The 12657-nt window shown below is 64.9% G+C and carries 16 protein-coding genes; 10 read left to right on the forward strand and 6 right to left on the reverse strand.

Going from position 1 to position 12657, the window contains the following annotated elements; all coding sequences use genetic code 11:
- Window positions 1-41 precede the first annotated feature (41 nt).
- From ACODRW_RS14780 to ACODRW_RS14790, 3 genes are all read left to right on the forward strand, one after another.
- Window positions 42-776 carry a substrate-binding periplasmic protein gene (locus tag ACODRW_RS14780; protein WP_158274244.1) on the forward strand — a complete coding sequence of 245 codons (735 nt, stop codon included), beginning with the start codon at window positions 42-44 and terminating at the stop codon, window positions 774-776.
- Window positions 777-858: 82 nt separating this feature from the next.
- Entirely contained in the window at window positions 859-2055 is a 1197-nt protein-coding gene (locus ACODRW_RS14785) for a DUF1615 domain-containing protein (protein WP_488906072.1), read from the forward strand.
- A gap of 108 nt (window positions 2056-2163) precedes the next feature.
- On the forward strand, window positions 2164-3198 hold the full coding sequence (locus ACODRW_RS14790; RefSeq protein WP_107798546.1) for a DUF475 domain-containing protein: 1035 nt from the start codon (window positions 2164-2166) through the stop codon (window positions 3196-3198).
- 124 nt (window positions 3199-3322) lie between these two features.
- Here the strand turns inward: ACODRW_RS14790 and coq7 are convergent, their stop codons facing one another.
- Window positions 3323-3943 carry a 2-polyprenyl-3-methyl-6-methoxy-1,4-benzoquinone monooxygenase gene (coq7, locus tag ACODRW_RS14795; RefSeq protein ID WP_488906073.1) on the reverse strand — a complete coding sequence of 207 codons (621 nt, stop codon included), beginning with the start codon at window positions 3941-3943 and terminating at the stop codon, window positions 3323-3325.
- Window positions 3944-4073: 130 nt separating this feature from the next.
- Here coq7 and ppa point away from each other — a divergent pair, with 130 nt between their 5' ends.
- Both ppa and ACODRW_RS14805 read left to right on the forward strand, forming a co-directional pair.
- Window positions 4074-4601, forward strand: coding sequence for an inorganic diphosphatase (ppa, locus tag ACODRW_RS14800; protein ID WP_107798544.1), 528 nt, complete (start codon window positions 4074-4076; stop codon window positions 4599-4601).
- 473 nt (window positions 4602-5074) lie between these two features.
- Window positions 5075-5803: a hypothetical protein gene (locus ACODRW_RS14805; RefSeq protein WP_107798543.1), complete on the forward strand. Its 729-nt coding sequence runs from the start codon at window positions 5075-5077 to the stop codon at window positions 5801-5803.
- Between the two features lie 44 nt (window positions 5804-5847).
- Here the strand turns inward: ACODRW_RS14805 and ACODRW_RS14810 are convergent, their stop codons facing one another.
- Window positions 5848-6414, reverse strand: coding sequence for a phasin family protein (locus tag ACODRW_RS14810; RefSeq protein ID WP_107798542.1), 567 nt, complete (start codon window positions 6412-6414; stop codon window positions 5848-5850).
- An 8-nt stretch (window positions 6415-6422) separates the two neighbouring features.
- On the reverse strand, window positions 6423-6764 hold the full coding sequence (locus ACODRW_RS14815; RefSeq protein ID WP_227104382.1) for a hypothetical protein: 342 nt from the start codon (window positions 6762-6764) through the stop codon (window positions 6423-6425).
- A gap of 32 nt (window positions 6765-6796) precedes the next feature.
- Between ACODRW_RS14815 and minC the strand changes: the two genes are divergently transcribed.
- From minC to ACODRW_RS14840, 5 genes are all read left to right on the forward strand, one after another.
- A complete protein-coding gene (gene minC, locus ACODRW_RS14820; RefSeq protein WP_107798541.1) occupies window positions 6797-7513 on the forward strand; it encodes a septum site-determining protein MinC in 717 nt (238 codons plus the stop codon).
- A gap of 26 nt (window positions 7514-7539) precedes the next feature.
- A complete protein-coding gene (gene minD, locus ACODRW_RS14825) occupies window positions 7540-8352 on the forward strand; it encodes a septum site-determining protein MinD (RefSeq protein ID WP_048409059.1) in 813 nt (270 codons plus the stop codon).
- Window positions 8353-8355: 3 nt separating this feature from the next.
- Complete coding sequence (gene minE / locus ACODRW_RS14830; RefSeq protein WP_019104116.1) at window positions 8356-8613, forward strand: cell division topological specificity factor MinE; 258 nt, start codon at window positions 8356-8358, stop codon at window positions 8611-8613.
- Between the two features lie 3 nt (window positions 8614-8616).
- Entirely contained in the window at window positions 8617-9555 is a 939-nt protein-coding gene (locus ACODRW_RS14835; protein ID WP_107798540.1) for a LysR substrate-binding domain-containing protein, read from the forward strand.
- Between the two features lie 86 nt (window positions 9556-9641).
- The gene (locus tag ACODRW_RS14840) at window positions 9642-10007 is read left to right on the forward strand and encodes a VOC family protein (RefSeq protein ID WP_227104384.1); all 366 of its coding nucleotides are present in this window, start codon (window positions 9642-9644) and stop codon (window positions 10005-10007) included.
- 19 nt (window positions 10008-10026) lie between these two features.
- Here ACODRW_RS14840 and ACODRW_RS14845 read toward each other — a convergent pair whose 3' ends face one another.
- Genes ACODRW_RS14845 through ACODRW_RS14855 form a run of 3 tightly spaced genes read right to left on the reverse strand, consistent with a single transcriptional unit; the run spans window position 10027 to window position 12633 of the window.
- The gene (locus ACODRW_RS14845) at window positions 10027-10767 is read right to left on the reverse strand and encodes a thioesterase II family protein (protein WP_488878390.1); all 741 of its coding nucleotides are present in this window, start codon (window positions 10765-10767) and stop codon (window positions 10027-10029) included.
- Entirely contained in the window at window positions 10764-11678 is a 915-nt protein-coding gene (locus ACODRW_RS14850; RefSeq protein ID WP_235087341.1) for an alpha/beta hydrolase, read from the reverse strand. The genes ACODRW_RS14845 and ACODRW_RS14850 overlap by 4 nt, the downstream gene beginning before the upstream one ends.
- A gap of 49 nt (window positions 11679-11727) precedes the next feature.
- On the reverse strand, window positions 11728-12633 hold the full coding sequence (locus ACODRW_RS14855) for an NAD(P)/FAD-dependent oxidoreductase (RefSeq protein WP_235087339.1): 906 nt from the start codon (window positions 12631-12633) through the stop codon (window positions 11728-11730).
- Window positions 12634-12657 lie beyond the last annotated feature (24 nt).

Below are 12657 nucleotides of genomic sequence, written 5' to 3' on the forward strand. Positions count from 1 at the left end.
ACTGCGCGGGCCCGAAGCGAGGAAGTCGAGAAGGCAAGCCGATGGGGAGATTACTGTTACTTGGCAGCTTGCTGCTGGCCCTCGCCGCCAACGCCCACGCCGCCAAGATCGTCAAGGTGGCCTTTGGCGAATCGCTGGAGCCCTATGTGATGGAGGGCGGCAAGAGCGGGCTTGAAGTGGAGATCGTGCGCGCCGCCTTGCAAGAGCGCGGCTACCGGATAGAACCGGTTTTCTTTTCCCAACCCCGGCTGCCGATGGCGCTGAAGAACAAGGACATCGACGCGGTGGCCACCGTGGGCGAGCAGGCCGGATTGCAAGCCGAGTATTCCGACGTTTACATCAGCTACGAGGATGTGGCCATCACCCTCAGCAGCCGCCGCATCCAGTTGCACCAAGCCAAGGAGTTGGGCGCCTATCGGGTGCTGGCCTTTTCCCTGGCCAGGCAATATCTGGGCGAAGCCTTCAAGGACATGGCCCGAAGCAATCCCAACTACGCGGAAACCGCCAACCAGGTGGATCAAAACCGGCTGCTGTATCGCGGCTCCGTGGACGTGGTGGTGGCCGACCGCAACATCTTCGCCTGGATGAACCACAAGCTCGCCACCCAGTTCAAGGAAAAAACTGCGCCGGTGGACATTCACCGGCTGTTCGCCCCCACCGTGTACCGGATGGCCTTCCGCAGCGCCCCCCTGAAGGACGAGTTCAACCTGGGCTTGCGCGCGATACAAAAAAGCGGCGCCTACAAGCAAATCGTGAATCGTTACCAGAACCTCTGAGCGCGATTGCCGATGACAGCAAGATAGCCTAACCTTCACGGTTTGATTCCGCACCGTCCCGCGCACCGTGAAACCGTCCCGTTTGCTGTTTGCCCTTTTGCCCGCGCTGCTGAGCGCCTGCGCCAACGTCAGTCCGCCGGCCCCGGTCGCCGCTCCCGTCGTCGTCGCGCCTGTCTCCCCCGAGCCGGAGGCCCCTGCGCCGGCGGTCGAAGCGCCGCCCTCGCCTCCGCCGGTGAGCGCGCCGCCGCTCAGGCCCGCCTACAACGATCCGCAGGCCGGGCGCCTGTTGCTCAACCGCCTGCTGCCGGCCAAGATCCGCGACCGCCAGGGCTGGAGCAACGACATGCTCTCGGCCTTCGCCCACCTGAAGATCCCCTACACCGCGGAGAATTTCTGCGCGCTGGCGGCGGTGATCGAACAGGAGTCCAGCTGGCAGGCCGATCCCACCGTGCCCAATCTGCCCGCCATCGTCTGGGACAAGATCGCCGAGCGGGCCCACGGCTATCTGATCCCGCTGCCGGTGGTCAAAGCCGCGCTGATGAAGACATCGCCCAACGGCAAAAGCTATAAGGCGCGCATCGACAGCCTGCGCACCGAAAGGGAAATGAACGATCTGTTCGAAGACATGGCGCGCGAGGCCAGCAAGCTGGGCCTGCCGATGAGCATGAAGAACCCGATCCGCACCGGCGGGCCGATGCAGGTCAGCGTCGAGTTCGCCGAAGGCCACGTCCGAGTCTGGCCCTATCCCTATCCGCGCAGCGGCAGCGTGCGCCAGGAAGTGTTCACCCGCCGCGGCGGCGTCTACTTCGGCGCGGCCATCCTGCTGCAATACCCTGCGCCTTACAGCCAGATGCTGTACCGTTTCGCCGACTTCAACGCCGGCCGCTACAGCAGCCGCAACGCGGCCTTCCAAGCCGTGATGGAGAAACTCAGCGGCAAGGACCTGACGCTGGACGGCGACCTGCTCAGCTACAAGGACGGCAAGGTCTACCCCAGCACCACCCAGAGCGCGGTCATCAGCCAGGGCGGCAAACTGGGCATGGGCCAGGGCGAGATTCTACGCGACCTGAAACTGGAAAAAAGCGCCGCCTTCGGCCAAAGCGAGCTCTACCGCAAAACCTACGCGCTGGCGGACCAGCGCTTCGGCAAGCCCGCGGCGCGCGAACAACTGCCGCAGATCGATCTGAAAAGCCCCAAGATCACCCGCAAGCTGACCACAGAGTGGTTCGCCAAGCGCGTGGACGGCCGCTATCAGAGCTGCCTGGCCCGCGCGCGTTGACCTCAAAACCGCCGCGATTATAATCCCACGTCATCACCCGCCGGCGCCGCTCCCGACGCCGGCGCCGGGCGGGCCTGGCTCGTCCTGCACAACAAGGCGAATTCATTCATGCGCACCACGCTCTCCTACTTCACCGGCTCGCTGCTGTTCAGCGTCGTCGTGCTGGCCGCCGCCGGCTGGTACGGCTTCCAGCTGGGCGGCCCCGCCATGGCCAGCTCTTTCCTGGTCACCGCCCTGGTGCTGGCGATTCTGGAAACCAGCGTTTCCTTCGACAACGCGGTCGTCAACGCCAGCGTGCTGCAGGCGATGAGCTCCTTGTGGCGCAAACTCTTCATGACGGTGGGCATCGCCGTCGCCGTGTTCGGCATGCGCATCCTGTTTCCGCTGCTCATCGTCGCCGTCGCCGGCGACACGCCCTTGCTCGAGGCCTTCTCCATCGCCACCCGCGAACCGCTGCGCTACCAGCAGATCATGCACGACTCGCATCTGATGATCATGGGCTTCGGCGCCACCTTCCTGCTGATGGTGGTGGTGGAATACTTCGTCAAAAAGGAAAAGGACGAACACTGGCTGCCGGCCGTCGAGCCGCTGCTGGCCCGATTGGGCTCGGTTGAAAACGCGCAGTCGATGATCGCCATCCTGTTGATCGCGCTGGTGGCCGCCGCCATTCCCGCCGGGCAGAAGATGGAGTTTCTCAGCAGCTGTTTCTGGGGCTATGTGGTGTTCATGGCGCTGCATGTGTTCAAGCAGCTGTTCGGCGGCATGGACATTCAGACCGCCGCGGCCAAAAACGGCCTGATCGGCTTCGTCTATCTGGAAACGCTGGACGCCAGTTTCTCCATGGACGGCGTGATCGCCGCCTTCGCCATCACCAATAATTTCTGGCTGATCGCCGCCGGGCTCGGCATAGGCGCGATGTTCGTGCGTTCGATGACCATTCTGCTGGTGGAGCGCAACATCATCGGCCAGTTCAAATACCTGGAGACGTCCGCGTTCTGGGCCATCGGCGCCCTGGTCGCCATCATGTTCGCCGCCGCGCTCCATGTAGAGCTGGGCGAAGTGCTCACCGGCCTGATCAGCGTCGCCATCATCGGTCTGGGCATCGTCACCAGCCTGCCGGGGCGCAAGCGCCGGCGCGACTGAAACGCCCGCTCCGCCATGCGAACAGGCCTGGAATCCAGGCCTGTTCGTTTAGAGCGGCGACTTCCTTGCGCCGGCGCGCCTTGCTTCGGCCGTGAAACCGACTTTTGTTAGCCGCTCTTATCCGTCAAAGCCGATAACTGGCTCCCGTCATCAGCTTGGCGGACAGCTTCATCGCCCCCTTGACCGGAGCCGGCAATGGGGCCGCGCCCAGATCGTGGGCCATGTCCGCATGCTTCAATTCGTCGTCGCGCATCTGCTCGACGATGGCGCGACTCTTGGCGTCCGCCTCCGGCAACAGCTTCAGATGGCTGTCCAGATGCGCGCCCACCTGTTGCTCGGTTTCCTCCAGAAAGCCCAGATTCCACTTATCGCCCAACACCCCGGCGGCCACGCCTATCGCCAGCGAACCGGTGTACCACAGCGGGTTGAACACGCTGGGCCGGCCGCCCAGCTCGCGAATGCGCCGCTCGGTCCAGGCCAGATGCTCCACCTCCTCCTGCGCCGCTTGGCACAAGGCTTCGCGCGCCTGCGGCGTGCGCGCCGTCAGCGCCTGCCCCTGGTATAAAGCCTGGGCGCACACCTCGCCGCAATGGTTCACCCGCATCAGGCCCAAAGCGTGCCGCTTCTCCTCCGCAGCCAGCTCCGCCTCGTCCAGCGCCGCGTCAGGATGCGGCCGCAGGCTTTGCGCGGAAGCAAACAGGGTGCGCAGCCCCTTGTCGAACTCGACGATCCATTTGTCCAGCATCAATCGCTCTTTCTCGCGCTCACTCAATCGCCGGCGATTATACCCGCCCGATACGCGACGCGGCAGCTACTGCTATAATTGCGCGGTTTATCGAAACATTGTGTTCAACACGCTCAACAAGGATTCCCTGATGGATCTCGCTAGCATCGGCCCGGGCAAAGACATGCCGGGCGACTTCAACGTCGTCATCGAAATCTCCGCCAACGCCGCCCCGATCAAGTACGAATTCGACAAAGACTGGAACGCGCTGGTGGTTGACCGCTTCATGGGTACTTCCATGATGTATCCGGCCAACTACGGTTTCGTGCCGCAAACCCTCGCCGGCGACGGCGATCCGGTTGACGTGCTGGTGGTGACCCCCTTCCCGCTGCCTCCGGGCGTGGTGGTGCGCTGTCGCGCGCTGGGCCTGATCAAGATGGAAGACGAGTCCGGCGTTGACGCCAAACTGGTGGCCGTGCCGGTGGAAAAACTGTGCCCGATGTACAAGTCCATCCAGAAACTGGAAGACCTGCCGGAACTGCTGCGCAACCAGATGGTGCACTTCTTCGAACACTACAAAGACCTGGAAAAAGGCAAGTGGGTCAAAGTGCAAGGCTGGGGCACGCTGGACGACGCCAAGACCGAACTGGTCGACGGCATCGCCAACTTCGAAAAATAAGCGCTCGGCGCTTATCCCAAGACAACCGGCGCGCGTCGCCGGTTTTTTCATGCCCGGCGTTTGCCTCCGCACATTCGCCAACGCTGATATTGCAACGCAATATGCCATCATTATTTGCTACAATCGCTGAGGCTTGGACACCGCGGCCGCCCGCAGTTAGAAAAGCAAGTGATTGTTACTAAATACCATAAATAATTCTTTTACCCGTCGCCGCATTGCAGGTATCGTTCCATTAGAACCTGCGACGGCCCCGCGGGCTAAAGTAAAACAAGGCCTTGCGGCTGAAAAGCGGAATGCGCATACGGCAGATAGGCGCTTCGAAGGGGTTCTCAAAGACCGTACGCCGGCGCGCGGCGGATCGTGAACCGCTTCCGGGTGCCCGCCCGCGTCCAGGACCGCAATGCCCCGAACATGGCCCCCATGCCCCGCCGCCTGTCGTCGCCATGGCGTCGGGCAGCCCAACCGGAACCATAGTGACCTATATCGCCCAAGGCTCAGCACCGCAACTCCACTGGCTCCAGCAGCGCCTGGCCAGCCGGGGTTTGCCCGCGTCCGCCGGCGCGAGCGGTCCGCCGTCCTGGCTGCCTGGCGATTGGCAAGGCTTTTACCTGTCTTCCGGCTGCTGGATCAATATCGACCCCCTGCATCAAGCTCCGCTGCCTCCCCGCCTGCGGCTCTGCCGCAAGCACGAGGTCCAGTTGCTGGAGCTGGACGGCGCCTGGCAGGCGCTGGGCTCGGACTTCGGCTTCATGCTGTTGCTGGGCGCCGACCGCGCGCCGACCGCCGACGCCTTGGCCTTGCTGGACGCGCTGGCGCCGCTGCCGGCCGCCTGGCTGCGCTGCGGCCCGACGGGCAGCGCGCGCTACACCCGCCAGGTCTGGGAAGCGCTGCTGTTCATGCTGAGACGGCAGACGCCGCCCAGCCCGGCCACGCAAACCGCGCCGGACTGGGAAACCGGGCTGCGCGGGCAATGGCGGCTGTGGGAACAACTGGTGCGCCTGTCGCAACGCTATCTGCGGGAACGCAAGCTGCCCGAGGACAATCCGACGGCGCGGCGGGACTTCGCCGAACCGCCGCGGGAGCAAGAACACTACGCCGCCAGCCTGGCCGGGCTGATCGTGCAGGCGGACGGCTGCCAGCAGGCCTGGCGGCAATTATGGGACGACTTCGCCGCCCAAGCTCCGCTGAGCCCCAAAAACTAAAAAGCCCGCGAGAACGCGGGCTTTTTTTCACGACAAGGCCGGAATCAGGCGGCGCTGGTCGCCTTCTTGCCGCGGGCGACGGCGGCGCTGGCGGCCTTGGCGGAGTTGGTGGCGGCTTCCACGCTGGCTTCGGCGATTTCCGCGCTGACTTTCTTGGCGGTCTTGGACACGCTTTCGAAAGCGGCGTTGGAGGTGTTCACCAGGCTTTTCAGAGCGGACACCGCGGCGTCGGAGCCGGCCGGCGCGTTCTTGGACAGACGGTCCAGATTGCTCAGCAGGGTCTGATTGCCTTCGGCGATCTGCTCTTCAACAAAAGCAGCCAGTTCATTCTGGGTGGTCAGCGCGGCGTCGTAGACATTGCGCGCCACGGAGAAAGCCTGATCGATGGACGGCTGAGCCAGGCTGCTCTGCACTTCGGCGAAGGCCTTGGGATCCTTGGCTTCGCTCAGCGCCTTGATCGCCTGGGCGTTGTCGGCCAACAGCTTGCGCGACAGGTCCAGTTGCAGCGCGGCCAGACGCTCGGCGCCGGCCAGCACGATGGAGGAGAAACGCACGGCCTTGTCGAACTGCGACTGGCCGAGAGCGGAGAATTCTTGAGTAGTGGTAAACATGACGACTCCTAAAAAATATCCAAAATTGACAGCTCAGCAACGACAGCGAACTTAACCTGCGCCCTTGATGTTGCATCGCAACAATTGCCATTCTGGCGGGTCGGCTCTCTCGAGTCAAGAAAATGTTGCAATGCACAAGCGGCTAAACCGCTATTTTTCATGAATTTTTGCAACACAAACATTCCAAAGACATTACGGAAACGCGCTTCCTTTCTTCTCCGCGCGACAATTCCCTCAATTGCAACACTTGCCTGCGTCCAAGCCCGCCGCCTCGGCCGATTTCGGCCTTTTGGCCCCAAGCCGAGCAACGCCATTGAAAGCCTGTCAGCAACCCAGTACACTCGCCCCATAGAATAAATCTATCTACATGAAGCCAAGTACAATGAGCCCTGCGGCCAACGCATTCGACATAAAATCCGCCAGCCTGGATCTGCTGGCGCTCTTGCTGCGCACCGACGACCTGGACGAACTGAGCCAGGCGCTGGACGCGCGTTTCGGCACCGGCCACGACGCGCCGGCGGAAGCCTTCGTCCTCGACGTGGAAGCCTTGCCCGCCCCGGCCGAGCTGGATTACGGCCGCCTGCTGCCCATGCTCAGCCGCCGCGGCATCCGCGCGGTGGCCCTGCGCCACCCCAGCACCGCGCTGGCCGGCGTCGCCAGCCAGTTCGGCCTGGCCTACACCAGCAGCGCCACGCCGGCGCGCTCGGCGCAAAGCGCGCCGGAACCCGCCGACAAGCCCGCCGCGCCGGAACCGGCTCCGGCCACCGGCGCCATGATCGTCGACCGTCCTGTGCGCGCCGGCCAGCAAATCTACGCCAAGGGCTGCGATCTGATCGTGCTGGCCATGGTCAGCGCCGGCGCGGAAGTGATCGCCGACGGCAATATCCATATCTACGCGCCCTTGCGCGGCCGCGCTCTCGCCGGCGCGCGCGGCAACGCCGGCGCCCGCATTTTCGCCCGCAGCATGGAGGCCGAACTGGTGTCCATCGCCGGAGTCTATCGAACTATCGAACAAGCCTTGCCCGACAGCATTCTGGGCAAGCCAACTCAAATCTATCTCGAGAACGAGCGCCTGGTCATGACCGCGCTCGGCGAGTAACAAGCCATTATTCAAAGGGATCGACTGTGGCAAAAATCATCGTTGTGACGTCCGGCAAGGGTGGCGTCGGTAAAACCACTACCAGTGCCAGCTTCTCCTCCGGCCTGGCGTTGCGCGGTCACAAAACCGTCGTCATCGACTTCGACGTCGGTTTGCGCAACCTGGACCTGATCATGGGTTGCGAACGCCGCGTGGTCTATGACCTGATCAATGTCGTCAACGGCGAAGCCAGCCTGAACCAAGCGCTGATCAAGGACAAGAACTGCGACAACCTCTACATCATCCCCGCCTCGCAAACCCGCGACAAAGACGCCTTGACGCTGGACGGCGTGGAGAAGGTGTTGAACGACCTGGCCGAAGCCGGCTTCGAATACATTGTCTGCGACTCGCCGGCCGGCATTGAAAAAGGCGCGCTGATGGCGCTGTACTTCGCCGACGAAGCGCTGATCGTCACCAATCCGGAAGTCTCCTCGGTGCGCGATTCCGACCGCATCCTGGGCATTCTGTCCTCCAAGTCCAAGCGCGCGGAAGAAAGCCGCGAGCCGGTCAAGGAACACCTGCTGATCACCCGCTACTCCGCCGGCCGCGTCGACAAGGGCGAAATGCTGTCGGTGGACGATGTGAAGGAGATTCTGCGCGTGCCGCTGCTGGGCGTGATTCCGGAGTCGCAGACCGTTCTGCAAGCCTCCAACTCCGGCACCCCGGCCATCCACCTGAAAGGCTCGGACGTCGCCGACGCCTATTCCGACGTGGTGGCCCGTTTCCTGGGCGAAGAGCGCCCGATGCGTTTCCTCGATGCCCCCAAAGTGGGCATTCTGAAGCGCCTCTTTGGAGGTTAAGTCATGTCCCTGATCGAAATGATCTTTGGCAAGCGCCAGAAAACCGCGGCCATTGCCAGAGAACGCCTGCAAATCATCCTGGCCCACGAACGCAACGGCCGCAGCGCGCCCGACTATCTGCCGGCGCTGCAGCGCGAATTGATGGAAGTGATCTCCAAATACGTCGCGGTCAATCTGGACGACATCAAGGTGCAAGTGGAGCGCCAGGACGACTTCGAAGTGCTGGAAGTCAATATCGTGCTGCCGGAGCACCAGCGCTGAGCCATGACGCTGACCGAACTTCGCTATATCGTCGCGGTGGCGCGGGAGCGCCACTTCGGCCGCGCCGCGCAAAGCTGCTTCGTCAGCCAGCCGACGCTGTCCATCGCCATCAAGAAGCTGGAGGACGAACTGGGCGTCACGCTGTTTGAGCGCGGCGGCCAGGAAGTCAGCGTCACCGAGATCGGCGAACGCATCATCGAGCAATCGCAACGCGTGCTGGAGGAGGCCGAAACCGTCAAACGCCTGGCCGGCGAACATCAGAACGAATTGGTGGGCCCGCTGAAGCTGGGGGTGATTTTCACCATCAGCCCCTATCTGCTGCCGCGGCTGATCCCGGCCTTGCGCATCCTGGCGCCGGACATGCCCTTGATCCTGGAGGAGAACTACACCTCCCGGCTTTCGGAAATGCTCAAGCGCGGCGAAGTGGACGCCATCATCGTGGCCGACCCCTTCGACGAGGCCGGTACCGTGGCGAGCCCGCTGTACGACGAGCCCTTCGTCGTCGCCACGCCCAAGGGCCATCCCTGGGAAAAGCTGGGCGCCATCGCCGCCAATCAGCTGGCCGACGAAAGCGTCCTGCTGCTGACCCAGGGCAATTGCTTCCGCGATCAGGTGCTGCAGGCCTGCAGCGATCTGGCCAGCCGGCAGAGCCACGGCGGCACACTGGCCGCCAATCTGCAGGGCAGCTCGCTCAACACCATCCGCCACATGGTGGCCAGCGGCATGGGCGTCACCGTGATGCCGTCCACCTCGATAGGCCCCACCGACGAATCCTTATTGTCGGTGGTGCCGTTCAAGACGCCGGCGCCGCAGCGCCGCGTGCTGTTGGTGACGCGCAAGCAGTTCTTCCGCAAGAAGGCGATAGACACCCTGCAACAGGCGGTCTTCCGCTCCGGGCTGGAAGGCGTCGCCATGCTGGAAGGCGAAGCGCCGGCACAATAAGCCGGCTCCCGCCCCCAAACGAGACAACCGCTGCGCGCCCTGCCGCAGCGGTTTTTTTCCGCCCCACCACCGCAAGGAGTTTCCCCGTGTCTCAATTGCGCAGCATTGAAATCAAAGCCTTCGTGCCCGCCCGCGACTACGCGCTGTCGCAGCGCTTTTACGCCGATCTGGGCTTCGAGCAAAAGTCGGACAGCCACGGCGTCAGCTATTTCGTCCATGGCCAGTGCAGCTTCCTGCTGCAGGACTTCTATCATCCGCAATTGGCGGAAAACCTGGTCTTGCACTTGCTGGTCGACGATGTCGACGCCTGGCACCGCCAATGGCTGGCCCAGGGCGTCACCGAGCGCTATCCGGCCAAGATAGGCCCGCTCGTGGACCAGCCCTGGGGCATGCGCGACTTCTGCCTGCACGATCCCTCCGGCGTGCTGTGGCGCGTCGGCCAGAACCTGTAAGCCGCCGCGGGCCGGGCCCTCACACAGCGCGGCCAAGCTCCTCCTTCAGTATCGCGAACAGGCTTTCCGGCCTCCCGTTCAGGAAGAAGTGATCGCCGGGCAGGATCTCGCTGCGAAAACCGCCGGTGGCATAGCCCTGCCAGGAAGCGGCCGCCTCGACGCCGCCCTCTTCTTCGCTGCCGCCCAGGGCGACGATGCGGCAGCTCAAAGGGGGACGCGGCGCGGGACGGTAAGTCTCTATCGCCTCGAAGTCGGCGTGCAGCACCGGCAGGATGACCTGGACCAGTTCCGGATGGGCCAGCACTTCCGCAGGCGTGCCGTTCATGCGCATCACCTCGTCCAGAAACTCATCGTCCGGCAAACCGTGTATCGGCCGCTCTCTCGGCGGCAGATGCGGCGCGGCGCGCCCGGACACGATCAGGCAGCAGGGCGCCGGCAGGCCGCGCGCCCGCGCCCGCTGGGCCACCTCGAAAGCCAGGCTCGCCCCCATGCTGTGCCCGAACAAGGCGTAAGGCCGGTCCAGCAGCGGCGCGATCGCGTCCGTCGCCTCCTCGGCCTGCTGATCCAGCCGGTAGCGCAGCGGATCGTGAAAGCGCCGCCCCCGCCCCGGCGGATGCATGGGCAGCACATCGACCGCGGCCGGCAAGCGCTCCGCCCAGCCGCGGTACACCGCCGCGCTGCCGCCGGCGTAAGGGAAGCAGAACAGGCGCAAGGCCGCGGCTTGGCCGGCCGGCGCGGCGTCCACCCAGCCGCGGTTCACGGCGCCACCTTGCGGATGAAGCCGCCGGCTTCTTTGATCGCCGCCCTCGCTTCCGGCAGCATGGGCGTCAGGGTGGCCCAGGCGTGCGGCAGCCGCCGCCACACTTTGAAATCCACGCCGACGCCGGCCGCGCTCGCCTTGCTGGCCACGCGCGCGGCGTCGTCCAGCAGCACCTCGCTGTCGCTGGCCTGGATGAACAGGTCCGGCAGGCCCGCGTACTCGCCGTAGAGCGGCGAAGCGATGGGATGATCGGCGGCGGCGTCGCCAAGGTAGTAGCGCGAGAAATTCCTCACCGCCACCGCGCTCAGCATCACGTCGGACGCGTCGTTCGCTTCCAGCGAGGCCCCGGTCGCCGCCAGATCCGTCCACGGCGAGAACAAGACCGCGCCGGCCGGCATCGGCGCGCCCGCGTCGCGCAGCGACAGCAGCAGCGCCAGCGCCAGCCCGCCGCCGGAGGAATCGCCGGCGACCACGATGCGCTCAGGCGCCACGCCCTCGTCCAACAGCCCCCGATACGCCGCCAGCGCGTCGTCGACGGCGGCCGGGAACGGATGTTCCGGCGCCAGCCGGTAAGCCAGCGAAAACGCGCGCGCGTCCGCCTCCCGCGCCAGCGCGGCGGCCACGCCCCGGTGCGTCAGCGGCGAGCAGAAGCAATAGCCGCCGCCGTGCAAATACAGGATCACCCGCCCGCTCGCCTCGCGCCGCGCGGCGGTCTCAGGCTCTATCCACTCGCCGCGCAGCGCCTCCGCGTCCAGCTTGCGCACCCGCCAGCCGCGCGGCGGCTTGATTTCGCCGCGCGCCCATTTCGCGCTGCGCTCGCGCATTTCCTGGGCGGTCAGGCCGGGCTTGCGGGTCAGGGATTTGGCCGTTCTGCGCAACAGCCAGGAGAAACATAGGTTTTGCCAACTCATGAATCGCTTTCCAGTCATGAAGAGAAAGAAGTCTGCCGTCGCGCGCGGCTTATCCGAACACCAGTTTGCGATGCGCGGCGATGCCCGCCAGCGCGCCGTTGCCGATGGCCAGCGCCACGGTGCCGCCCCGCTGCGTGATGTCGCCGCAGGCGAATACGCCCGGCGCCGATGTCTCCATCGCGTCGTCGGTCCGCACATAAGGCCCCAGCGGCCCCTCCTCGATCGCGCAGCCCAGCTGCTCCGCCACCGGGCTGGACAGGCGGAAGCGGTTCATCATGAACAGCCCGTCAAAGGCCAGCCGGCGGCCATCGGCCAGCTCGACGGTGGCGCGCTCCACGATGCGCGCGATCCGTTCGCGCACGATGTCGACGCCCCGCTGCGCCAGCGCCTCGCGCTGCGCCGCGTCCGGCTCGAAGCCGCCGCCGCTCAGGAAGACGGTCGGGCCCCATTCCGGCATCAGCATCGCCGACAGATAGGACAGGGGGCCGCCGCCGAGCACGCCGATGCGGCCCTGCTTCAGTTCGTAGCCGTGGCAGTAAGGGCAGTGGAACACGCTTTCGCCCCAGCGCTCGCGCAGGCCCTCCAGCTCAGGCAATTCGTCCACCACGCCGAAGGCCAGCACCAGCTGGCGCGCCGCGTAGCTTTGGCCGGAGGCGCAGCGCAACGCGTAGCCGGCCTCGCCGCTCTCGGCCCGGACCACGGTGTCCGCGCGCCATTGCGCGTTGGGATAGGCCAGCAATTGCGCCTTGCCGTCCGCGGCGATCGCGTCGGGCGAGCGTCCGTCCAGGCCGATCACGCCGTGGGATTGGGCGGCGAAGCGATTGCGGCGCGCGCCGGCGTCGATCACCAGCACGCGGCGGCGCGCGCGCGCGATCTGCAAGGCGGCGGATTGTCCGGCGTGACTGCCGCCGATCACGATGACGTCGAATACAGTCGTGGAAGTTTCGGTATTCATGATGGGATGTCCTTATCGGGATGA

The sequence above is a fragment of the Chromobacterium sp. FG89 genome (genome assembly GCF_057808735.1).